Annotated in this window: 15 protein-coding genes and 2 pseudogenes; 12 read left to right on the top strand and 5 right to left on the bottom strand. The window is 58.5% G+C overall.

Annotation, left to right across the window (positions count from 1 at the left end; genetic code table 11):
* Positions 1-3 precede the first annotated feature (3 nt).
* From BLU67_RS08235 to BLU67_RS08210, 6 genes are read left to right on the top strand one after another with little or no spacing between them, the layout of a single operon-like run.
* Entirely contained in the window at positions 4-2,247 is a 2,244-nt protein-coding gene (locus BLU67_RS08235; protein WP_092564847.1) for an N-acetylneuraminate synthase family protein, read from the top strand.
* Positions 2,156-3,307 (top strand): glycosyltransferase family 4 protein, encoded by a 1,152-nt coding sequence (locus tag BLU67_RS08230; RefSeq protein ID WP_092564845.1) that lies wholly within the window; start codon positions 2,156-2,158, stop codon positions 3,305-3,307. Before BLU67_RS08235 ends, BLU67_RS08230 begins: the two co-directional genes overlap by 92 nt.
* Positions 3,304-5,427 (top strand): glycosyltransferase family 4 protein, encoded by a 2,124-nt coding sequence (locus BLU67_RS08225; RefSeq protein WP_092564843.1) that lies wholly within the window; start codon positions 3,304-3,306, stop codon positions 5,425-5,427. The genes BLU67_RS08230 and BLU67_RS08225 overlap by 4 nt, the downstream gene beginning before the upstream one ends.
* A 7-nt stretch (positions 5,428-5,434) precedes the next feature.
* Positions 5,435-7,741 (top strand): glycosyltransferase, encoded by a 2,307-nt coding sequence (locus BLU67_RS08220; protein WP_176780749.1) that lies wholly within the window; start codon positions 5,435-5,437, stop codon positions 7,739-7,741.
* Positions 7,734-8,624, top strand: coding sequence for a glycosyltransferase family 2 protein (locus BLU67_RS08215; protein ID WP_092564839.1), 891 nt, complete (start codon positions 7,734-7,736; stop codon positions 8,622-8,624). The genes BLU67_RS08220 and BLU67_RS08215 overlap by 8 nt, the downstream gene beginning before the upstream one ends.
* Positions 8,625-8,630: 6 nt before the next feature.
* Positions 8,631-10,424, top strand: coding sequence for an ABC transporter ATP-binding protein (locus BLU67_RS08210; protein ID WP_092564837.1), 1,794 nt, complete (start codon positions 8,631-8,633; stop codon positions 10,422-10,424).
* 15 nt (positions 10,425-10,439) lie between these two features.
* On the opposite strand, the gene rfbA is transcribed toward BLU67_RS08210, so the two are convergent.
* Entirely contained in the window at positions 10,440-11,315 is an 876-nt protein-coding gene (gene rfbA / locus BLU67_RS08205; RefSeq protein WP_092564835.1) for a glucose-1-phosphate thymidylyltransferase RfbA, read from the bottom strand.
* A gap of 65 nt (positions 11,316-11,380) precedes the next feature.
* Here rfbA and rfbB point away from each other — a divergent pair, with 65 nt between their 5' ends.
* The 3 genes from rfbB to BLU67_RS08190 are packed head-to-tail and all read left to right on the top strand — an operon-like array spanning position 11,381 to position 14,741.
* Complete coding sequence (rfbB, locus tag BLU67_RS08200; RefSeq protein WP_092564833.1) at positions 11,381-12,379, top strand: dTDP-glucose 4,6-dehydratase; 999 nt, start codon at positions 11,381-11,383, stop codon at positions 12,377-12,379.
* Positions 12,376-13,809: a dTDP-4-dehydrorhamnose reductase gene (gene rfbD, locus BLU67_RS08195; RefSeq protein WP_092564831.1), complete on the top strand. Its 1,434-nt coding sequence runs from the start codon at positions 12,376-12,378 to the stop codon at positions 13,807-13,809. Before rfbB ends, rfbD begins: the two co-directional genes overlap by 4 nt.
* The gene (locus BLU67_RS08190) at positions 13,806-14,741 is read left to right on the top strand and encodes a glycosyltransferase family 2 protein (RefSeq protein WP_092564829.1); all 936 of its coding nucleotides are present in this window, start codon (positions 13,806-13,808) and stop codon (positions 14,739-14,741) included. Before rfbD ends, BLU67_RS08190 begins: the two co-directional genes overlap by 4 nt.
* Positions 14,742-15,144: 403 nt before the next feature.
* On the opposite strand, the gene BLU67_RS08185 is transcribed toward BLU67_RS08190, so the two are convergent.
* The 4 genes and pseudogenes from BLU67_RS08185 to BLU67_RS08170 all read right to left on the bottom strand — a co-directional run bounded on the left by BLU67_RS08185 (position 15,145) and on the right by BLU67_RS08170 (position 19,744).
* Complete coding sequence (locus BLU67_RS08185) at positions 15,145-16,233, bottom strand: NADH:flavin oxidoreductase/NADH oxidase (protein WP_092564827.1); 1,089 nt, start codon at positions 16,231-16,233, stop codon at positions 15,145-15,147.
* A gap of 40 nt (positions 16,234-16,273) precedes the next feature.
* Positions 16,274-17,764, bottom strand: a complete 1,491-nt coding sequence (locus BLU67_RS08180; protein WP_092564825.1) for a M81 family metallopeptidase — start codon at positions 17,762-17,764, stop codon at positions 16,274-16,276.
* 10 nt (positions 17,765-17,774) lie between these two features.
* Positions 17,775-18,887 (bottom strand): annotated as a pseudogene (locus BLU67_RS08175) (alpha-L-fucosidase); the annotation flags it as partial.
* 137 nt (positions 18,888-19,024) lie between these two features.
* Positions 19,025-19,744 (bottom strand): DsbA family oxidoreductase, encoded by a 720-nt coding sequence (locus BLU67_RS08170; protein ID WP_222842436.1) that lies wholly within the window; start codon positions 19,742-19,744, stop codon positions 19,025-19,027.
* A 135-nt stretch (positions 19,745-19,879) separates the two neighbouring features.
* Here BLU67_RS08170 and BLU67_RS08165 point away from each other — a divergent pair, with 135 nt between their 5' ends.
* From BLU67_RS08165 to BLU67_RS08155, 3 genes and pseudogenes are all read left to right on the top strand, one after another.
* Positions 19,880-20,995 carry an ROK family transcriptional regulator gene (locus BLU67_RS08165; protein WP_092564821.1) on the top strand — a complete coding sequence of 372 codons (1,116 nt, stop codon included), beginning with the start codon at positions 19,880-19,882 and terminating at the stop codon, positions 20,993-20,995.
* Entirely contained in the window at positions 20,992-22,158 is a 1,167-nt protein-coding gene (locus BLU67_RS08160; protein WP_092564819.1) for a Gfo/Idh/MocA family protein, read from the top strand. The genes BLU67_RS08165 and BLU67_RS08160 overlap by 4 nt, the downstream gene beginning before the upstream one ends.
* 286 nt (positions 22,159-22,444) lie before the next feature.
* Positions 22,445-22,681, top strand: a pseudogene (locus tag BLU67_RS08155) (ISL3 family transposase); the annotation flags it as partial.

Here is a 22,681-nt window from a genome sequence, read left to right as displayed (position 1 = left end):
CGCATGATCATCGATAGAAACCTCACGCCATACATGGTCTTCGCCGAAGACCCCATCATCGTCGCGTTGCGCAAAATGACGGCAAACAAAGAGCGCATTGTCTTTGTCGTCGACGCGAGCGGGGTCCTGCTCGGAGTCCTCACCGACGGCGACTTCCGGCGCTGGGTGATCAACGCGCCTGACATCGACTTCGATGTCCCCGTACTGGACGTCGCGAACCGGAACCCTGCCACGTCTCGCATCGGAGTGGACGAGAAAACGATGCGAGAGGCATTGCCCAACGGCGCAATGCACCTGCCATTGCTGGATGATCGCGGACACGTCATGGCGATCGCTATCGATCGCTCCGACGAACTGCGTATTGGTGAGCGGCGCATCGGTCCGGGCTTCCCGGCATACGTCATCGCTGAGATCGGAAATAACCACAATGGCGATGTTGATCTCGCAAAGCGTCTGGTTGACTTGGCCGCCGATCTCGGCGCCGACGCCGTGAAGTTTCAGCTACGCGATATGGATTCGCTGTATCGCCAGTCTGGCGGTGCCACCGAGGGCGAAGACTTAGCGGCTCAATACACACTCGACTTGCTAAGAAAGTTTTCGCTGCCCGCTGAGGAGCTATTCGCAGTCTTCGATCATTGCCGGGATAGGGGTATCGAAGTCTTCTGCACGCCTTGGGATCACACATCAGTTGAAGATCTAGCGGCCTACGGTGTTCCCGCCTTCAAAATTGCCTCCGCTGACCTAACGAATCACGAACTACTCAAAGATGTAGGTTCCCGCTCGATTCCCACGATCGTGTCAACAGGCATGAGTTCCGAAACCGAGATCCGGGAGAGCATTGAGGTTCTCAAGAATCTCGGCACACCCTTCGCACTGCTCCACTGCCAGTCGATGTACCCAGCGCCCTTCAAGGATGTCAACCTCGCCTACATGGACAAGCTGGCCGAGATTGGTGAATGTCCCGTCGGCTATTCCGGCCATGAACGCGGCATCCATGTCCCGATCGCCGCGGTTGCTCGTGGAGCATCGATCATCGAAAAGCACTTCACCATCGATAAGACGATGGAAGGCAATGACCACCAGGTCTCCCTCCTGCCCGAAGAATTCGAACAGATGGTTCGACAGATCCGGGAAGTTGAAGAAGCGATCGGCAAACGCGACACCCGTGAAGTCACCCATGGGGAGAAGATCAACCGCATCAATCTAGCGAAATCGCTCGTAGCGGCTCGGCCGATCACCACCGGGCAGCGAATCTCTGCCGAGGATGTCACGATCAAGAGCCCAGGTCGCGGCCTCCAGCCCAACCGCCTCACCGACCTCGTGGGGCGCCGAGCGCACCGAGACCTGCAAGCGGGAGACTTCTTTTTCGCCGGCGATCTAGACGATGCGATGCCGACCGGGCGTGACTTTACCTTCCGGCGCCCGTGGGGATTGCCCGTGCGGTACCACGACGCATTGCAGCTCCTGCAGCACAGTTCGCCAGACTTCCTGGAGTTCCACTTCTCCTACAAGGATCTCGACATCGATCCCGCGGACGTCTTCGACAAGCCGCTCGACATCGGATTCACCACCCACCTTCCCGACCTCTTCGCCGGTGACTTTCTCGTCGACCTCGCCTCGAGGGACGAGGCTCACTGGCGGCGCTCGATAGATGAAGTGCAACGAACGATCGATGTCACGCGCGAGCTGAAGAAGTACTTCCCGAAGGAAGAGCGTCCCATCATGGTGGTCACGATGGGTGGCTTCACGATGGACGGACACATACCGCCCAGTGAACGGATCGGGAAATACGACCGCATCACCGAGGCCGTGGGACACCTCGACACCGACGGCATCAGGATGCTGGCTCAGACATTGCCGCCCTATCCGTGGCTCCTTGGCGGCCAGCAGTACCACAACCTCTTCATGGATCCTGACGACACGATTCGCTTCTGCGAAGACTCTGGAGTGCGACTCTGCCTCGACATTTCACACTCGAAGCTCTCAGCAAACTGGTTGGGGATTCCGTTTTCCGAGATGGTCGAAAAGCTCGCGCCGTACTCAGATCACCTTCACATCGTCGATGCCTCCGGGGTCGACGGTGAAGGCGACCAGGTGGGGGAAGGCGAAGTTGATTGGCCCGTCCTGGCTGAACAGCTCGATCGATTGGCTCCCGATGCCCCGTTCATTCCGGAAATCTGGCAGGGGCACGTCAATAACGGCGAAGGATTCTGGGTCGCCCTCGACCGTCTCGAAGAGTGGTTCTGATTCCATGACCGACGTGCCGCCGCTTGCCTTATGGGTGGTCCCCGTAGCCAATCTCGGGGGCGTAGCTCGTCATGTCTTGGATGTGGTGGCGCACGGGATTCCGGGCTTTAGGATCGTCGTCCTCTCGCCTCCCGGAGACTTGCCGGCAAGGATTCGAGCTCTCGGTGGTGCGGTGGTCGAGGGAGACTTCGGTCCGGAAGCAGGACTGTGGCACTCTAGGCGGACTCTCGCCCGGGTGGTCGAGCTATTGCGCCCTGCCGTCATCCACACGCACTTGGCCTACGCAGATATCGTGGCAGCTACCTTGACCCACACTTTCGGTGCCATCACAGCAACAACAGAGCATGGGATCGCCGCCGATGACACCCTCTACGCATCGTCGAAGAACGTCGCACGGGTCAAGCAGAACGTGCACCGATACCGATTGAAGCGGACCGATCACGTAATCGCGGTATCCCAATCGACTGCCCACCTCATGAAAGAAAAATGGGGTGCCGGTGATGTCACTGTCATCGCGAATGGCGTGGCGAAAACCAGCGATCCGGGATTGAAGCGTCACACGTTAGGACAGGGAATCCGCATCCTCAGCCTTGCGAGGTTAGCTCCCGAAAAGAACATTCAGTACCTTCTTCGCGCGATGCCCGAGATCTTGCGGCGGGACCCGCGAGCACATCTCACGATCGCTGGCGAAGGCCCCGAACGTGACAACCTCGATGCGATTGTGGATGAGCTATCGCTCCAGCAGTCCGTCACCTTTCCGGGTCATGTCGAGGCCCAGGAAGCGATGAGGAGACATGACATGCTCGTGCAGCTCTCCGCGTGGGAGAACCTGTCGTATGCACTGCTCGATGCCCGTGCGTGTGACGTGCCGGTCGTCGCAAGCCGAGTGGGAGGAAACGGTGAGATCTTCGACGAAGCGGACCTTCTCGATGATTTGAGCCCAACAGCGATCGTCTCCGCGGTCGCGCGGGGTGGCGCACGACCGGCAGCAAACCCATTGGCGTCGGTTGAAAGCCTGACAGCGGCAATAGGACGCGTATATCGAGGGGATTCTGTATGACGCTAACCATTGATCTGCTCGCAAACCAGGGCGAGATCGGCGGTGGTGAGGTCATGCTGCTCAACATTGCCGAGGCACTCCGAGCGCTCGACGTACCTGTACGGGTGGTTGCTCCTGCCTGCCCGGATGAGGTTGTTCGGACAGCTGCGGACCGCGGCTTCAAAGTGCAACCAGTTCCCGGCAGCGGACGCGCGGCATACGCGCGAAACCTGCGGCAGGAGGTAGCCCGCCGCCGCTCTCGGATCCTTTGGGCCAATGGACTCCTGCCTGCGCTCGCAACGGCGGGGCTCCCACGCCGAATCGTCCACTACCACCAAGAAGCATCGGGCGCCCAATCAGTCGCCTTTGCTCTCAGCAAGCTTGGCGCTATGCGAGTCTTTGTTCCATCCGCTGCTATGCAGGAACGAATGCCCGGAACTGAAGTGCTCCATAACTGGGTCGACCAGGTCAAAGTCAAGAACAATCCAGCAATCGGTGCCCGTACACGAATCGGATTCCTTGGCCGCATCTCCAAGGACAAAGGCATCCTCACCCTCCTCGACGCGATGGAGGAACTGCAGGCTGAGAACCCGGACCAGTTCGAACTCGTGATCGCGGGGGATTCTCGGTTCGTCGACAAAGCAGAGGCAGCCGAGATTGGTGCGGCGCTCGCGGCCACACCAGTAGCAGTCGAGCAGCTAGGGTGGGTGTCCCGAGAAGTCTTCTTCGAATCCATTGATTGCCTCGTCGTCCCCTCTCTCGTGAGCGAGTCCTTCGGCCTGGTCATAGCTGAAGCAATGTCTGCCGGCATTCCAGTCATCACCAGTGATCGAGGAGCTCTGCCGGAAGTGGCCGGGAGCGCAGCTGCCGCGATCGTTCCCGCCGCTGACAGCCACGCCCTCGCCGGCGCAATCGCACACGTCACTGCAACTTCGAGCGAGAGCATGAGCTCTGAGGGTATTCGTCGCTGGTCGGAGTACTTCTCCCCAGACGCTGGCCGGCGCCGAATCGCTAACGTGGTGGCCAGCCTCGAGGCTGAATCCGGGCCTAAGCCAGTAGCGATCGCGCACGACTACCTCACCCAAAGGGGCGGGGCAGAACGCGTTGTCTTGGCTTTTCATCGGATGTACCCGGATGCGACGATCTACACGACGCTTTACAACCCGGAGACAACGTTCCCGGAATTTCGACAAGCCACGATCGTGACCTCGCCGCTGAACCGCATTGGGCTATTCCGGCGTGATCATCGACTGGCACTGCCATTCTTGGCTTTTGCGGCCTCGGCGATGCGAGTGCGGGAAGCTCACGCAGTTGTATCGTCCTCTGGCTGGGCGCACGGCTTCCGATATGACGGCAAAGCTCTCATCTATTGCCACACACCGGCCAGATGGCTGTACCTACCGCAGGATTATCTGGGTGATGAACGCGGACTAAAAGCAACAATCCTCAGATTCCTCACGCCCGCGCTGACCTGGTGGGATCAGCGAGCTGCAGCCAAGCACGGGAGCTACGTCGGTAATTCGACTGTTGTGCGCGAGAGAATCGCGCAGGTCTATGACAAAGAAGATGTTGGACTGATTTTCCCGCCGCATTCGGTTGATACATCGGGCACCCAGGATCCCATTCCCGGCGTCAGCGAACACGTCGCCGACGGCTATCTTTTGGTGGTCTCCCGCCTCATGCCATACAAGAACGTCGACAAGGTTGTCACGGCAGCGAAGCTTGCAGGCAAGCAGATTGTGGTGGTGGGATCAGGCCCCGAAGAGTCGCGAATTCGGAGCATGGTGGACGGAGTCGGGTTCCTGGCGAAGGATCTCACCGACGCTCAACTGCGGTGGGCATACGCGCACTGTGGAGCGCTCGTTACCGTATCTCACGAAGATTTCGGTATCACTCCTTTGGAAGCTTCAGCCTGGGGCAAGCCCACTATTGCGCTGCGAGAGGGAGGCTTCCTGGATTCCATTGCTGAGGGGGTCAATGGTGTCTACTGTGAGAGCCCAGATCCACATGACATCGTGCGGGCCATCGAACGAGCTGAGCAGGTGACGTGGAATGCGGAGGCCATTCGAGAGCATGCCGCGCACTTCTCGGAAGAGCGTTTCGCGCAAGAAATTCATCAGGCGGTGCGCGAACTTGACTAGGAATCGTATGAGAATCGGTGTCGTTTCCGGCTGGGATGTCAATGACCCGGCAGCGTGGTCTGGGGTCGTCCAGCCCATCATGCGTGAACTCCAAAGCCTCGGCGAAGTCGTGCTCATCGACCCACAGGACCCTGGAGTCTCGATTCTCGATCGGGCCGCCGCAAAGCTTTCCGGAGCGTTCGGTAAGACCTACCTAGTCCGACACGCTCTGTCGACGTCGCTTAGACGAAGCAGCGCAGTTGCTAACGAACTCCGCCGACTCGCGAGGACGGAAGATCGGCTTGATGTGATCGTCGCGATCGCAGCCTCGACAGATATCCTTCGGCTGCCCGAGAGCATTCCGGTCATCCAAATAACGGATGCGTCTTTTGCTTCGATGCAAACGTCGTATTTTCAGAACGGTGATATTGCAGCAATAAGCGCGGTCCAGGGCCGACTTGTCGACAAGCTCAGTTCACGCCGTACTGACTCGTACGTCGTCGCGTCGCAATGGTCGAAAGAAGCACTCATCAACGACGCAGGTGTTATCCCAGATACCATCACAGTCGCGCCGTTTGGTCCAGGAATCTCCCCATCGCGTAGCAAGGGCGACGCCAAGAATGAACACGGAGAGGATCTCAAAGCCCTGGTCGTCGCCCGCGATTGGCGGCGTAAGGGTGTCCCGGATGTGATTGCGGCAGTCGAGCAAGCTCGAAAGAGTCGGAAGATCTCCCTCACGCTAGTTGGCGATGCCCCACCTGAACTACCGGCGTCGGTCCGACACCTGGGAACCCTCAGTTCAGAGGGACTATCAGCCGAGTATCTACCCCACGATCTCCTCATCGAATTCACCCGGGGTAGTGGTGGTGGCGTCGTTGTCACGGACGCGCTCGCACACGGATTACCGGTGTTGGCGACGCGCATCGGCGGCCTCGAGACCGTGCTCGGACAAAGTGGCTGGCTACTCGACCTCGATGACGACCTGATCGCCAATGCGGCCGAATTCCTCGTCCAGTTGTCGCAAGCCGAGCTCGCTTCGGCCTCCGAGGACATCCAAACGAAGCTCAGCAGCCACCCGAACTGGGATTCCTGGCGCGAATCGATGGCCGCGGGGCTGGACAGCGCCACCGCGCGAGAAGCTCCAGTCGCACGTGACGGGAAACTGAAAGCCGTCATGATCACCCCCATGATTCCCTCGACCAATGGGCGTGAGTCCGCAGGCGAGACCTTAGTCTTCGATATCGCCTCGGCAATATCCGAGCGCTACGATCTCACGATGCTCAGCGCATTTGGGCCAGCTAATGAGAGATCCCTTGCTCGCGGAACCCGTGGTCGTAACGTTCTCGTGAGACGGAAGGAATCGGCAGTCCTGCAGCTGCTTGGGAAGATGATTGGTTGGCGGCCGGGGCTTGCGCCCAAGGACCTTGCCAAATTGCGTACCCATATTGCTGCAGCAACCGTCATCGACATCCAGTGGCAGGAGCAGGCAGCCCTGATCCCGTGGCTGCGGCGTATTAACCCAGCCGCGCCAATCACGGTCACCCTCCACGACGTCTTGTCACAGCGCTTCATCCGCCAGGCCAAGGAGGCTAAGGATGCTCTCACTTCGCTAGTGTGGAAGATTCGCGCCCGGCTCACTCAGGCCAGCGAGTATCTGGTGATGAAGTGGGCAGATCACGTCATTGTGTTGAGTGAGAAGGATCGTGATCTCTTACCTCGCGTTGCACAGGGTGCGGAGGTTTCTATTGTTCCGCCACTGATCCGTGGCGAGCTCCTCGATCGGAGAGAGAAGATCGCCCACCGAGTGACCTTTGTGGGGTTCATGGCTAGGTGGGCGAACGAGGAGGCAATGTATTGGTTCGCCGACGAAGTCCTCCCACTGGTTCGTCGGGAATTGCCAGATATCGAGGTAGTTGTCGCAGGCGGGGGTCTTCGCGACGACTTCGTAGACCGGATGGACGCTGCAGGAATCGAACTGCTCGGTTTCCGTGAAAACCTCGATGATCTCTATCGAGAAACCGCGATTGTGATTGTGCCGCTTCGGACCGGAGCCGGCGTGAAGTACAAGACAATCGAAGCACTCGTTCGCGGTGTCCCTGTGGTCAGTACAACGGTCGGATCCGAGGGAATCCCTGGTGACAACTGGTTCTGGGGCGTTACCGACAACGCACCTGAATTTGCCAAGTTGGTAGTGAGCGGCATTCGCGCAAGCCAGGAAGCAGAACTCCGCGCAGCTAAGGCCGCCGCCGAAGCATCGCAAACGTTCGGTTTCGCTAGCTTCCGCAGGGGCCTACCAGCGCCATATCAGCCGACAGAGGTGCCTAATAATGAGTGAAAACACGGCAGTCTCCATAGTCATCCCCACCTACAATGGTGCCGCCACCATCGCAACGCAGCTAGGAAGATTGATCCCTCAGCTTCTCGATGGTGACGAGATCATTGTGGCAAATAATCGGTCCACTGATGACACAGTGCATGTCGTAGAGGAACTCGCGAAAAAGGACCCGAGAATCCGTACGGTGCCAGCTGTTGCCAGGCAAGGAATCAACCACGCACGAAATACGGGGATCAAGCATTCGCGTAATCAACTCATCCTTTTCTGCGACGATGACGACGCAGTGGCCGATACCTGGGTGGCGGACATGCGTGATGCTCTCTGCGAATGGCCGGTTGTAGGAGCTAGCCGACGTTATCTGGCCTCCGGTGTCGGTATCGAAACATCCAGCGAAACTGCACAGATCTTTGGCTTCTTCTACGCTCCAGGCAACACGCTGGGGGCCAAACGGTGGGTGTTCGAAGCCATAGGTGGGTTCGACGAGTCTTTCTTTCGTGGACACGATGAAGCGGAGTTATGTATCCGTGCACAGCTTGCAGGCATACCGCTAGGCAATGCTGCTACCTGGGTCGATTACGTCCAACGGCCCGATGCTCACTCGTCCTTGCTGCAGTACTTTCACTACGGACGAACCTCCATCCAGCTGTGGTGTCGTTACCGAAACTCGATTGCTCCCGGGTTCGTGTCTTTCCGACATAGTCTCCTTGCCGCACTGGCTTCGCTACCGACTGCGCTTATCAGCTGGACGAACATGGGCAGTAAGGCCACGGCCCGCAGCGTAGGGTGGAGGCTCGGCGTTGCGTGGGGCCACCTGAGATATCGGATAATGGGACGGCCCCCAAAACCGCTAATTGCACGCATTGATCCACTCCGCACGAGTTAGGACGCCATGAATCCCATCGCACTGAAGAGAGTGTGGGCAGAAGTTGTCCCCATGCTTTCCAAGCGGGCCCGCCGTGGTGTGATGCTCGCGATCGCAGGGTCCGTCGGCGTGGCAATGCTGGATATCGTTGCCGTCCTTGCGATGTATCCCCTCATGCTTCTCATCTCCGGTTCCGATATCTCTCTTGGGATCCTTGGAAGCCTCAGCGATATCTTCTCCACTACGAGTCGAGAGCGTCTCCTCGTCGCGCTTCTTGGCTCACTCATCGGTATCTACATCATCAGAGCGGTGGCCACCATTGCTTTCCGCTGGTGGGTTATCGGTATGGTTAATTCTTCGCAGGCGGAACTCTCAAGTGATATGTATGTTCGCTATCTTGGGGCGGAGTATTCGCAGCACAAGAGACGCAGCCTGCCAGAAATCTCGAGAGCGGTTTCACTCTTCCCGCAACAGGTCTTCGGCCTGGTTGTTCTAGGCGGAATCTCGGTCGTTACCGAGGTGATTTCGATGGCGTTCATCATGATTGCGCTGCTGGTTCTCATGCCCATACCGGCACTCTTTGCGATGGTTTATTTTGGTGGCGCAGCCTGGCTCATGCTGCGGGCGACCCAACGAGGCCCACGCCAGGTTTCGCTCCGGTTAGCCGAACTCGACCTGATCATCGCGGGTTATACGTATAAGGGATTCCAAGGATTTCGCGATGTTCGGATGAATCTTCTCCTGGGGTCTTTCGTTGCCGACAACCGCACGGCAATGTTTGAACAAGCGGGACTGAGGCGCCGCGGGAGCATGTATGCCGAAGTGCCGAAGTATCTCTTGGATGTCGTGTTCATTGTCGGTGCTACCGCAGTTGCGCTAATTTCGGTTGCCAGTTCAGGGATTGAACCAGCGATCGCACTTCTCGGAACATTCGTCGCAGCAGGCACGCGAGTGCTTCCTGGAATCAATCGACTCGTGGCGTCTCTGAACTCGATTCGACTCGGGCGTGAGCCTTTGAGAATCCTGTCGAAGGCCTACGCAGATCTTGCAGATGAAACATGGGTTGAGCAGCCAAGTTCCCTGACCACGCTAGAGCCGGGCGATATCGAAATCTCTCATGTTTCATACCGATACCCGGACACTGATCGACCCATACTGGACGATGTCAACTTCACTATCCCGTTTGGCTCGTCGGTAGCGGTCGTGGGCACTTCCGGAGCTGGCAAGACCACACTGATAGACGTATTGACAGGATTGCTGAAACCCGCGCATGGGGACGTTCTCGTTGAAGGCCAGCGTATCCACGACAACCCGTTTGGATGGTTTTCGCAAATCAGTTTGGTGCCACAGGACGTCATGATCTTTGAAGGGACCCTTAGAGAGAACATCTGTTTGGGAGTGCCCTACGACGAATCTCGGTTCGCTCAGGTGATTGAATCCGCTGCCTTACAGTCGCTTATCGCGGAGCTTCCGCACGGAGAGGAGACCGAGGTTGGGGAGCGTGGACAGCTCCTGTCGGGCGGCCAGCGGCAACGCGTTGGTATCGCACGGGCGCTATATCGAAATCCAAAGTACCTTTTCCTCGACGAGGCAACATCTGCCCTCGATAACCAGATCGAGCACGACATCACACAAGCGCTGGAGACGGTTCGGGGAGACGTTACGACAATTGTCGTGGCTCATCGTCTGTCCACAGTCAGATCATGTGATGAGATTGTTCTCCTCGACGCCGGCAAGGTCGTGGCTAAAGGAAGTTTCGAGTCGCTCCGCGAGAACAATCCGATATTCCGTCGACTGGTTGAGCTCGGCGAATTGACCTAGGACTCCTCGAAGTCCTTAGTTTTGGAGTCCGTGGCCTAGGAGTTCCTCTAAATAGGCGCCATAGCCGCTCTTAGCTAGTTCGCCCGCGCGTATGCGAAGCTGGTCATCATCAATGAGCCCCAAGCGCCATGCAACTTCCTCGGGACATCCGATCTTCTGGCCCTGGCGTTTCTCGATCGTGCGGATGTAATTGGAGGCGTCGTTCAAATCGTCAAACGTACCTGTGTCGAGCCATGCGGTGCCCCGCGGCAGCTTTTCGACGCGCAGTTCGCCGAGCTCTAGATAGGTCTGATTCACATCCGTGATTTCGAGTTCTCCCCGGGGCGACGGCTTCAGATTTCGCGCGATTTCAACGACCCTGTTGTCGTAGAAGTACAGGCCCGGCACTGCCCAGTTTGATTTCGGATGCTGGGGTTTCTCTTCGATGGATAGAGCCCGCCCTTCCGAATCGAATTCGACGACACCATAGGATCGGGGGTCGGAAACCCAGTATCCAAAAATGGTTGCGCCAGGTTTGTCGGCGTGCTCCCTGAGCCGGGTACCGACTCCGGGGCCGTAGAAGAGGTTGTCACCCAGGATCAACGCGACGGCCTCATTGCCAATGTGATCGGCCCCGAGGATAAAAGCCTGCGCAAGGCCGTCAGGTGAGGGCTGCGTTGTGTAGGAGAGTGTGATCCCGAACTGGCTGCCATCTCCCAGCAGTCGTTCGAACTGTTCCGCGTCTTCGGGGGTCGTGATGATGAGGATGTCGTCGATGCCAGCAAGGATAAGTGTCGACAGTGGGTAGTAGATCATCGGTTTGTCGTACACCGGCATCAACTGCTTGGAGACTCCAAGAGTAAGTGGGTGAAGTCTGGACCCGGTCCCGCCAGCTAGGATGATGCCCTTCACTGCTGTCCTCTCCATGGAATGGGTTAGTTCCAATTAAGCAGAAAAATCAACGCTACGCTAGGGACATGACTCGGATTCTGGTGACCGGCGGCGCGGGTTTTATTGGATCGAATTTTGTTCACTACCTCGTGGATCAAACAGACCACCAGGTTCTCGTCCTCGACAAACTAACCTACGCAGGGCATCGAGAGTCGCTCGACGGGCTAGACCCCGAGCGAGTTGAGCTCGTAGTCGGGGACGTGTGCGACAAAGACTTAGTTTTGGAATTGGTCGACGCCAGCGACGCTGTCGTCCACTACGCAGCAGAATCCCATAACGACAACTCGCTGTCGGACCCGATGCCCTTTGTCCACACCAATGTCGTGGGAACGGCAGTTCTTCTTGAAGCTGTTCGACAGTTCGCCAAGCGCTTCCATCACGTGTCAACCGACGAGGTATACGGGGACCTACCGCTGAACACTCCGGAGAAATTCCACGAGCACACTGCGTACAAGCCCTCGAGTCCGTACTCGGCGTCCAAAGCCGCATCCGATCACCTCGTGCGAGCTTGGAGTCGTTCATTCGGACTGGAGGTCACACTGTCGAACTGCTCCAATAACTACGGCCCCTACCAGCACGTCGAAAAGTTCATTCCGCGACAGATCACGAACCTCCTAGACGGCGGTGTGGCGAAACTGTATGGCGCCGGTACGAATGTTCGCGATTGGATCCACACCGAGGACCACTCTTCTGCTGTCTACCGAATCCTGGAAAGCGGGCGATCCGGCGAGACCTATCTGATCGGTGCCGATGGTGAACTCAATAATCGTGACGTCATCTCGATGATTCTCGAGCTCATGGGCAAATCTCCAGACGAATTTGAGCACGTTGCGGACAGACCCGGCCACGACCTTCGATACGCGATCGATGCCACCAAATTGCGAGAAGAGCTCGGGTGGGAGCCGAAGTTCACGAGTTTCCGTGAAGGCCTGGCCGACACGATCGCGTGGTACAGAGGCAACGAGCAGTGGTGGCGCCCCCAAAAAGCTGCGACGGAGGCCCGGTACGCAAAGGCAGGACAGTGAGCAGCAACTTTTCGGTGTCCCCCACCGAGATTCCCGGCCTACTCCTGATTGACGTCCCGGTCTATGGGGACAATCGAGGATGGTTTAAGGAGAACTGGCAAAACGCGAAACTCGCCGCTGCAGGACTACCTGTCCTCGGGCCGGTTCAGAACAATATTTCGTTCAACGCGGCTGTTGGCGTCACCCGGGGAATCCACGCCGAGCCGTGGGATAAGTACATCTCGGTGGCCAACGGCAAGGTCTTTGGAGCCTGGGTAGATCTTCGTCCTGGCAGTGGATTCGGTCGCGTTGTAACTGCCGAGATCGGTCCAGACCGAGCAGTTTTCGTTCCTAGAGGAGTCGGAAACGCGTTCCAGACTCTTCAGCCAGGAACGTCGTACACCTATCTGGTGAATGCTCACTGGAGCGCCGATGCGCAGGATGACTATACGTTCGTGAATCTGGCTGATCCGGAGTTGGCCGTCCCGTGGCCCATTCCGTTAGCTGAAGCCGAGGTCTCAGACAAGGATCGCCATCATCCGATGCTCACCGACGTCGAACCCGTCAGCGAGCCGCCGGTCCTCATCCTTGGTAGTAGCGGCCAATTGGGTAGAGCCTTGGTGAAGACGTGCGAGGAACAGGGCCAGGCGTTCACTACCCTCGATCGGCCGGGATTCGACCTGTCAAACATCGATGCTGACCACCTCGGGAGCTTACGACGCTTCAAAGCGGTTATTAACGCCGCAGCTTTTACCGATGTCGACGGAGCAGAATCGCCTGAGGGATCGCAGCAGGCATGGGCAATCAACGCCACGGGTGTCGCTGATCTCGCCCGGCACTGCGAAGCAGCAGGCGTGCCATTACTGCATGTTTCCACTGACTACGTCTTCGACGGCTCACGGCCCCTAGGACAGTCCTACTCACCGCAAGACCCCATCGTGCCCCTCAATGTCTATGGGGCATCAAAGGCCGCTGGCGAACTCGCCGTCACCACCACAGCTCGTCACTGGGTTGTAAGGACGAGTTGGCTAATCGGCGACGGGCCGAATTTTGTTCGCACAATGCTTGGTCTAGCTGACCGAGGGATTGACCCGAAGGTCGTCGATGACCAGTGGGGGCGACTGACATTCACGACGGATCTGGCGAATGCGATCCTGCACTTGATTAGGTCCTCAGCTCCCTACGGGACGTACCATGTGACGGGAAGCGGGGAAGCCGCAAGCTGGTTCGCTATTGCTCGACACGTATTTGAGCTCGCGGGAGCTGACCCACATCGTGTCTCTCCGGTGACGGCAGAGGAGTATTACAGAGATAAGCCGCTGGCTGCGCGACGCCCCACCAATTCAGTCATGGATCTCGCCGCACTTCGGGACGCGGGGTTTGATCCGCCGGACCATTTCGAGTCCCTCGAAAAGTACATACGGGATGAGAAAGAGCGGGCAGAATCATGAAAAGCGTCAGTGTCATCGTGCCCTCACGAGGGGGAGCCGGCCGACTACCCACCTTGCTCCAGGCATTTGGAAATCAACAGACTGCCGCACGCTTCGACGTCCACGTCATCGTTGATGGCGACATCGATAAATCAGAAGACGTCCTGAAGGGCCTTAAGCAAGAATTCCCCACGGTCGATCTTAGCTGGACAGTTTTTCCGGAAAATCGCGGACGAGTCGCGGCGCTCAATCGTGGTATCGAGGCTACTTCCGGCGAGGTTATCGCCAGGTGCGATGACGACCTCGTGCCAGCTGCGGATTACATCGACATCATCGCGACGTCTCATGGAGAGGTCGTCAAGGGGCTGGTAGGCCTGTGTCTCAACCGATACCCGGAAACTCCCTATTCGCGAGCATACGGAAAGCCGCGGGATCAGATGTTCCGTGAGGAGGCTTACCATGCGCCGCCGTCGGAGCGTTGGATCTACTGGCATGGCAATAGCTCGGCCCGACGTGAGGTCATGGCGGAGGTTGGTCTCTATGACCCGAGATTCCGGAAGTACGGTTGGGAAGACGTCGATTACGGCTACCGACTGTTCCGTGCTGGAGTGCCGATTGAGCTTGAACCAGCGCTAGAAACGGAACACCGCGTCGCTGCTACAACGACCGAAATACGTGCGTTGCGGGCTCTTCATGCGGGCACCGCGAAGCGCGCGTTCTTAGAGAAGCACGGCTTAGCTGAACCACCGGCTCTTCGGGGCATATGGGGAAGAGCCGTCGCGATGGCAAGTACTCTCCAGTCGGAGAGGATTCTTGGACACTCAGCTCGCCTCGTTGATCGAATTCTTCCTGCTGTCCCGAGCGTCGTGGGGGAGAAGGCAGTAGCTTTTCTTGTCGAAAGCGGCGGGTATGCGGGATTCAAGTATCCAGATCGAGCGCGGTCACTCTTCTGAGCTCTACGTACTGTCGAGATCTTCCCAAAAACGGAAGGAGGCCCGGACAAGCAGATGATCTGCAGCCCGGGCCTCCGCCACAAGTGGTAATTCGGGAGTAACTTGTGGTCGTCACGCGTAACGCGTAACTTCCTACAGTATACATAGCCGCGAGTCCGCATAGCGACCTTCTCCCGCCATGTTGTCTCGGATGCTGAGCCACTGCCGACAGTCAAGTCGCTTTCCTGGCGTTGCTTAAAAAGCGGAGAGTTGAGCTATTAAGCGACGAGACGTTGAGAGGGGTGACAGAAATCAACGGTGTCACTGCGACAGAATTAGGCGCTGGCCAACGTGAAGTGTCCGGGCTTGGCCGATGATTGATCGTCGTAATTTAGTGTGTGCTGCATATCATATTCAGCGCGAGCTACAGCTCAGCGCGGATGTATTGGGGCGGCCAAAACGGAGTATCAGAACGCAGCGGCCCTTTGGCAGCCATCGGCCAGTTGGGCTCTCGTAGCCCGGCCCTTCCGAGCAGTACGACGTCCGCATCTCCCGCGGCCAGAATCTTCTCCGCTTGCGTCCCGTCCGTGATGAGACCAACCGTGCCGACATAGGTGTCCAGTGCTCTTTCACGTAGCTCCGCTGAGATAGTCGCTGCTAGCGGCACTTGGTAACCAGGCCCAAGCGGGATCTCGGCCGGCACGTTTCCTCCCGACGACACATCAATGAGGTCGCACCCGGCGTCGGAAAGGAGGGGCGCAAGATGGGTCGAGTCCTCAATGCTCCAACCTCGCTCAGCCCAGTCTGTGGCGGAGACTCTGACGAAGATCGGGAACTCGTCGCCGACAGTAGAGCGGACCGCCTTCACGGTCTCAAGTAAGAACCTCGTCCGATTCTCGAAGCTGTCGCCCCACTGGTCCTCCCGGTGGTTTGACAGAGGAGAGAGGAAGGAATGCAGGAGGTAGCCGTGGGCCGCATGGATTTCTACGGCGTCAAAACCAGCCGCGATCGCGCGCTCGGCAGCCGACGCAAAATCAGCGATTACTCGCTCGATATCGTCGGTCGTCATGACCGTTGGATTTTTCAGCCCGGGATACCTCTCAGCAGAAGGCCCGATAACATCCCAGCCGCCGTTGGCAGCGGTGACGATCCCCGAAATCTCTCCTGGAAATGGCCGGTGGGTGGAGGCTTTGCGTCCGGCGTGGGCGAGTTGGATCCCGATCGCGGCGCCTTGGGAGTGGACGAACTCTACGATGGGCTTCCAAGCGGCGGCTTGGTCGTCATTCCATATGCCGGCATCGTGTGGGCTAATGCGTCCTTCAGGGGAAACGGCACTGGCCTCGGTCATGATCAGCCCGAAACCACCAGCCGCCCTCGCGCCCAGGTGGACGGAATGCCAGTCGCCTACGATCCCGTCCTCGTTCTCGCACGAGTACATACACATGGGAGAAAGCCAGATCCGGTTTCGGACCAGAAGCTTCCGGATCCGGAGCGGGGTGAAGATGCGAGCCATATCCCCAAGTATCTCAAGGGCGCAGACGTTGCACGGGAGTTTAGCCCGTAATGACGCGCAACTGCACGCTGTCCACATTCTCGTCGAAGGGAACCATCGGGCGGTCAATCTTCATATGGCCGAGACGGATGAGGTCCTGGTCCACGCCGCCGGGCGTCAACGCCATCTTCCAATCCCGCTGGAGTTCGTAAAGGTCCGGTTCAAGATAGCCGATTTTCACCACCACGATGTCGGTAGCGGTTGGATCCAGTTCCAACCGTGTGAAGCTCTCCAAATCGGAATACTGCTTGCGCCGTTCGGTGACGATGACCGTCAGACCAGTGTCGTGGCCATCGCGCAGGACTTTCAGGACAGCGGTGCTTCCCCCAAGCGGGTCGGTTCCGATGTGCTGGACTCTCGCAGTGATGGGCAGAGGGCCGGGGTCGCGGCGATCGATCTTTCCACCTACGACAAAGTCGGCGACCGCTCCGGTTCCTGCATCGATCGCTGCGCGTACCGATTCCGCATCGTGCAAGGACGCGACGATCGCGGTGAGGTCACCGCTCATGACGGGTTCGAAGTCGAGGAGTTCCCCGAGCGCGCAGGTGGTGTCGTTCGCGCCACCAGCCCCGGGATTATCTCCTGTGTCAGAGATCAGGGTGGGCCGATGTGCCGTGCGCGCCCATTCCAAGCAGCCAGACATGGTGTCCACGGGAGCGACGAACTCAAATTCGTCACGAGCCTCCCAGATTTCTTTGGCCCAAGACATGGCGAGGCGCTCGATGACATCAGCGTCATCGCCGGTGAGGACGACGGCAGCTTTGCATCGGGGCTGATCCGCCCATGCGAAGCCGATCCAAAACGCTGCATCGATCACGCCTGGTTGGGCCTCAAGCTGCGGGATCCTCGCGTAGAGGCGTTTCGCGGTTTCGATCCGAGTGGAGGTCATTTCGCCCGGAAGCAGGATGGGGATGTGAACGAGTACTTTGGCTGGCTTTCCAAGGCCTGACAGCGTTCTGAGGGCAAGGGTTCGCATCGCGCGCCGGCGGGATTCGAGGGCGTCCTCATGCGGAGCCATGCGGTAGCAGGTCAGTAGATCGCAGCCCTCGAAAAGCTCATGGGATACGTTGCCGTGTAGGTCCATTGAGGTGCCAACTAGTGGCTCGGTCCCGATGACACTCCGGATCCCGGTGATGAGATCACCTTCGGCGTCGTCGAGTCCGACGACGGACATCGCCCCATGGATGTCGAAGAAAAACCCATCAAGCTTCCCCAGTGCGCGAAGGCCTTCTAGAATCTCGGACTTCCAGGTCTCATAGGTTTCGCGTTCCAACACGCCTCCCGGCAGTGCCCGAGCGTGGAAGATAGGCAGCCACTCGATTGCTTGGGACCACGTCTCATCGATCCACGAATACCGGGAGAAGAGCTCATCTCCTCGCGTGATCTCGAAGTCTTCGGCCACAGCAAGCTGGGGAGAAAATGTCGATGATTCGATGTGAATCCCGGCGATCGCGATGCGTGGACGGGTCGGTGGGGGAAGAAGGGCGCTCATGGCAGTCTTTCTATTTGATGACGAGAGCTATCGGGGTGTCGGATGAAGCGGCAGGTATATCAACAGTTCGCTCACTGCTAATGGCTGTGTCTTGGTGATTGCCATCCACCAGCCATTGCGCCCTCGTGCCCGTTGCCCAGGAGGGAAGGGCAACGACGGAGGCACTGCGGTCACGCACGTAGCAGATCAGATCCTGACCTTTGGTGACGAACCGGAGATCTCCGGGTGATTCGGCGGTGAAAGCCGGGGCTGGGCGAGTCCCGTACAACAGGGCGCCGAACTGGGACATCCACTCACCGAGATCATCGACCGTTTTCGACTGGTACGTATCGAGCTGTCCGTCTGCGTCGGGGCCGACATTGATGAGGAGGTTTCCGCCTTTAGCCGAGACGTCGAGCAACAGGTGGATGAGCTCGAGGCTGGATAGTCGGTCAGCAGGATCCTCGTTCGTGTTGATTCCGAATGAACGCCCAAGTCCGCGCGTTGCTTCCCACGGACGATCCATGATGTCGGGGACGTGGCTGTACTCGCGCGTCAGGAATCCATGGTGGGGGATGCCCCAACGGTCGTTGACGACACCTTCCGGGAAGTGCTCGTAGTATTGCGTCAGAATGCTTGCGAGAGCGAAGTCGGCTGTCCCCTTACCTCCGTCGGGCCAGTCGATGTCGTTCCACAGGAGATCAGGTTTGAACCGGTCGATGAGTTCGAGCAGCTGAGTTGCCCCGTACTGAGCGTAGTTCTCGTCATTGCGGCGGAACGCAAAGAGGTCAGTATCGGAGTTGATCGGGGGAAAGTCGGAGACATGCCAATCGAGCGCGCCTGAATAGTACAGGCCAAGCCGCGCATCGCTATCGGAGACGACCGAGGCGACAGCGTCGATTACGTCAATTCCGGGTCCTCGCTTTACCGAGTTGAAGTTGGTGGTCTCGGTGTCCCACAGGCAGTAACCATCGTGATGCTTCGTTGTGGGAACGATGTATCGCCCGCCGGCCCCGATCAGGCGGGAAGTCAGCTCTGCGAGGTTCTCACTATGCGGGGTGAATCGGTCCGCGAAGTCCTCATAGCTCGTTCCGACCCCAAAAGAGTCCTCGTGGAATCTTCGGCAGGGCGAGTCCGGCAGGCGCCATGTGTTGCCGTACTAGCTCACCGTTACCAGGCGCTAGAGAAATTCCGTACTTCGTCTGCTGGGAGTGCGGTTGTCTCCGCTGCGAAGGGGGCTCGAAATGCCATCCGGCGCTTCAAGGCGAAGGTTGCTCGTTCCTAGTCGCAGCCGTCCGGACCGCAGGCCTGTCCGGAGGGGTCATCGTTTAGCAGCGTGATGGGGCTGGGATTCGATTCCTCCCAGACTCGGGTGAGAACCTCAACGAACGTCTCCGTTGGCTGCGCTCCGGCGAGACCGTATTTCTGGCCGAGAACGAAAAATGGCACGCCACTGACCTGAAGCTGTTGAGCCGTCTTGATGTCATCTCGCACGTCGGCGGCAAATGCAGACTTGTCACGGAGGACGGATTCTGTTAGGTCGCTCGGCAAGCCCGCTCGATCCGCCATGACTCGAAGGTCGTCGTCGGTACCGATGTCGAGTCCGTCGCAAAAATGCCCTGCGAGTAGTGATTCCTTCATCTCTCCGCTCTTGCCGACCGTGGCTGCTGCGTGGAGGAGTCGGTGAGAGTGGAAGGAGTTGGCGACCTTCAGTCGATCAAAGTCATAGGTGAGTCCCACCTCGGCGGCGTGTTCTGTCACCTGAGCAAGCATGTGGTCAATGCTGTTATCGTCGAGTCCCTTCGACTCCATCAGATAGTCCTTCTCCGTGCCGGGGTACGTGGCGGGAAGCTGCGGATCTAGCTGATAGCTGTGCCACCGAACATTGATGTGCTCGGCGAAGGAGAGCTGCTCTAATGCCGCCTCGAATCGCCGCTTGCCGATGTAACACCACGGGCATGCAATGTCGGAAAAGATGTCGACGTCCAGGGTCTGTGTCATGACGTCAGTCAATCACGAGAAGGACGCAGTGACTCGAAACGGCCTTGACATGTCGTAGCTCACGTAATTAGATAAGGCTATTACGTAAACCTCTTACGTAAATGGCGATGCCGGAGCACGACGCAGGAGCACCCAATGACGAGTAGCCAACAACGCGCACGAAACGTTGCGGCGTGCTTCGAGGAGCTCCGAGATCTGGGTAGCGCGACAGCGTCTGACATCGCCAAGGCGACGGGGCTTTCTCGCCCGACCTCGCAGACAATCCTTCGCGAACTTGTGGAGAAGGGCCTCGCTACTGAGGGTGAGGAGAAACCACTCGCTGGACCGGGACGGCCGGGAGCTCGTTATCGGTTCGAACCTCGCTCCAAGGTTGCGTGTTTCGACATCACGGAGCTTTCGGTTCGAGTCGGAATTGCCGATCTCACGGGAGCGTACCGACTGTATGAGCGGCATGAGTTTTCATCGGGAGTGCAAACGAGGGAGGCGCTCGCCGAGATCGTTGAGGAATTCTTGAAAACGAGTCCCCATACCGAGGATCTGATCTCGATTGTCGTCTCAACGCCGGGCGTCGTCGATCCGGCAGGCTCCTTTCTGCGGGTGAACGCTTTTCCGGAGTTCAATGGCTACGGTGTTCGGGATGTCTTGCCATTGCCAGACTGCGATGTGGTGCTGGAGAACACCGTCAATATGGCGACCTTGGCTGAGGCGCGCATGGGGGTGGCTCAGGGGTATGACAATGTCGTATTGGCTCACATGTCTGGGGGGATTAAGGCGGGCCTGCTGCTGGGCGGACGGCTGCATCGTGGTACGACCTTTGCCGCCGGAGAAAGCTCCTACTTATCTTTGCCGGGGGTCTTTGCCAGGGCTTCCGTTATGTCTCGGCTCAATGAGCTCCTGGACTCCACGATCGATGGGGCTACTCGATCTCGGACCCTAGAGGAAATTGCTGCGACCGTTGCGCCGCTCCTTGCACTGACAGTAGCCACAGTCGACCCAGCGCTGGTCGTACTAACCGGACCAGATGCACGCGCGGGACACGAACTACTTCAGCCGCTGCAGGTCGAGTTAACTCAGCTCTTCACTTCTGCATCACCTCCGCCGTTAACGTTGACCGAGCTCGGCAGCGACGGCCCGATGTTCGGGGGCCTGATTGCGGCAATTGAGAATGCCACCTCGGCTCTTCTATCCGGACATATTCCTCCGGCACCTCCTCTCCATAAACTCACGAAAGACTGGGAGAAATACGCATGACGATTCGCATCGGGGTCATTGGCGCCGGAGCACGATGCCGGTTGGCGAGGCACGCGGAACAGGTGGGTGGCGAAATTGTTGTGGCCGCCGATCCCTCACCGCATGGTGCCCGCCGAGTCAAAGATCGCCTCGGGCCGGATGTCGCGCACGTCAACTCTACGGCCGAGGTGATTTCGGCCGGAGTGGACGCCGCGTTCGTGACGTCGCCAGACGACACCCACGCTGACATCACCTGCGAGCTGCTTCGTGCCGGGGTGCCGGTTTACCTTGAAAAACCAATCGCCATCACGATCGCCGATGCGGACCGAGTCTTGCAGACGGCGTATGAAACCGGGACGAAACTCTACGTCGGGCACAACATGCGGCACATGCATGTGGTGCGGTTGATGCACGACATCATCCAGCGGGGTGAGATCGGCGAGGTCAAGGCGATCTGGACTCGCCACTTCGTGGGCCACGGAGGTGATTACTACTTCAAGGACTGGCATGCCACCCGGGAACACGGCACCGGCCTGTTGCTACAAAAGGGCGCCCACGACATTGACGTTATGCATCTCCTGGCGGGCTCGGCGACCCGCGAAGTAACCGCAATGGGCGACCTCATGGTCTACGGCAACGTCACCGATAGGCGCGACAACTCGGCCGAGCTCATGGGTGAGTGGTTCGACTACGAAACGTACCCGCCGGCTAAACAGCACAGCCTCAACCCTGTCATAGACGTCGAGGACATTTCGATGATGTTGATGCGGATGGACTCTGGCGTTCTCGCAAGTTACGAACAATGCCACTTCAGTCCCGATTACTGGCGGAACTACACCGTCATTGGCGACGAAGGGCGAATTGAGAACTTCGGTGACTCCGAGGGCGGAGTCGTCCGGCTGTGGAACAAGCGCAGCGAATACCGCGAACGCGGTGACAAGGAGTACGCCATTCGTGGCGATGCCGAAGGGCACGGTGATGCCGACGTGCTTACAGTTGCCGAATTCATCCGGTTCATCACTGACGGTGGTCCAACTGATACTTCGCCGTTGAGCGCACGGGATGCCGTCGCGGCGGGTATTGCGGCTACAGAGTCGCTTCGGTCAGGTTCGGTGCCAATGGCGGTACCCCAAATTTCCAAGGAGGTTGCCGAGTATTTCGCGTCCCACCAACAGCGTTCCTAACGTTTCCCCCTACTACTTGGAAGGATCACTATGATCTCTCGACGCAAATACGGAATCGCAGCACTGCTTGCGGGCGCCTTGGCGCTTGCCGGCTGTGGCTCTTCCGATGGCTCAACGAATGGTTCTGGCGATCAAGCTGCGGACAAGGATACAGCCGCCGAAATCAGGCTCATCACATTTGAGGGTGTAGAGGCGGGGTGATCACGGCGGCGCGTCGGTCCGCGGATGAGGGTCGAGGCCTCCCGAAGATGGAAGTTCTCACACTCATCATCCGGAAGACCTCGACGTGCCTCACGCTACCTTCACGCGCCCCAACCTGACCACGTTCACCCGCCTCGACGAGCTCGGCCTGGAGGTCGTCGGCCAACAGATCGAGCCGAAGCGGGCCGTGTTGGCCTGCCGGGTCGTTGAGCCGGACCAGTGGTGCCGGCGGTGCGGCTGCGAGGGAACGCCACGTGGCACCGTGGTGCGTCGTCTGGCGCACGAGCCGTTCGGCTGGCGACCCACCATCTTGCTCGTCACC

It is taken from the genome of Bowdeniella nasicola (genome assembly GCF_900107735.1).
Lineage (GTDB): Bacteria > Actinomycetota > Actinomycetes > Actinomycetales > Actinomycetaceae > Bowdeniella > Bowdeniella massiliensis.
This window is presented reverse-complemented; position numbering and strand designations above follow the sequence as displayed.

What these genes read in the sequence shown, in the direction of transcription:
- BLU67_RS08185 (WP_092564827.1), bottom strand. Translation starts at nt 16,233, where the DNA reads ATGGCTCGCATCTTCACCCCGCTCCGGATCCGGAAGCTTCTGGTCCGA.
- BLU67_RS08225 (WP_092564843.1), top strand. Translation starts at nt 3,304, where the DNA reads ATGACGCTAACCATTGATCTGCTCGCAAACCAGGGCGAGATCGGCGGT.
- BLU67_RS08215 (WP_092564839.1), top strand. Translation starts at nt 7,734, where the DNA reads ATGAGTGAAAACACGGCAGTCTCCATAGTCATCCCCACCTACAATGGT.
- rfbB (WP_092564833.1), top strand. Translation starts at nt 11,381, where the DNA reads ATGACTCGGATTCTGGTGACCGGCGGCGCGGGTTTTATTGGATCGAAT.
- BLU67_RS08165 (WP_092564821.1), top strand. Translation starts at nt 19,880, where the DNA reads ATGACGAGTAGCCAACAACGCGCACGAAACGTTGCGGCGTGCTTCGAG.
- BLU67_RS08170 (WP_222842436.1), bottom strand. Translation starts at nt 19,744, where the DNA reads ATGACACAGACCCTGGACGTCGACATCTTTTCCGACATTGCATGCCCG.
- BLU67_RS08180 (WP_092564825.1), bottom strand. Translation starts at nt 17,764, where the DNA reads ATGAGCGCCCTTCTTCCCCCACCGACCCGTCCACGCATCGCGATCGCC.
- BLU67_RS08235 (WP_092564847.1), top strand. Translation starts at nt 4, where the DNA reads ATGATCATCGATAGAAACCTCACGCCATACATGGTCTTCGCCGAAGAC.
- BLU67_RS08190 (WP_092564829.1), top strand. Translation starts at nt 13,806, where the DNA reads ATGAAAAGCGTCAGTGTCATCGTGCCCTCACGAGGGGGAGCCGGCCGA.
- BLU67_RS08160 (WP_092564819.1), top strand. Translation starts at nt 20,992, where the DNA reads ATGACGATTCGCATCGGGGTCATTGGCGCCGGAGCACGATGCCGGTTG.
- BLU67_RS08220 (WP_176780749.1), top strand. Translation starts at nt 5,435, where the DNA reads ATGAGAATCGGTGTCGTTTCCGGCTGGGATGTCAATGACCCGGCAGCG.
- BLU67_RS08210 (WP_092564837.1), top strand. Translation starts at nt 8,631, where the DNA reads ATGAATCCCATCGCACTGAAGAGAGTGTGGGCAGAAGTTGTCCCCATG.
- BLU67_RS08230 (WP_092564845.1), top strand. Translation starts at nt 2,156, where the DNA reads ATGCCCCGTTCATTCCGGAAATCTGGCAGGGGCACGTCAATAACGGCG.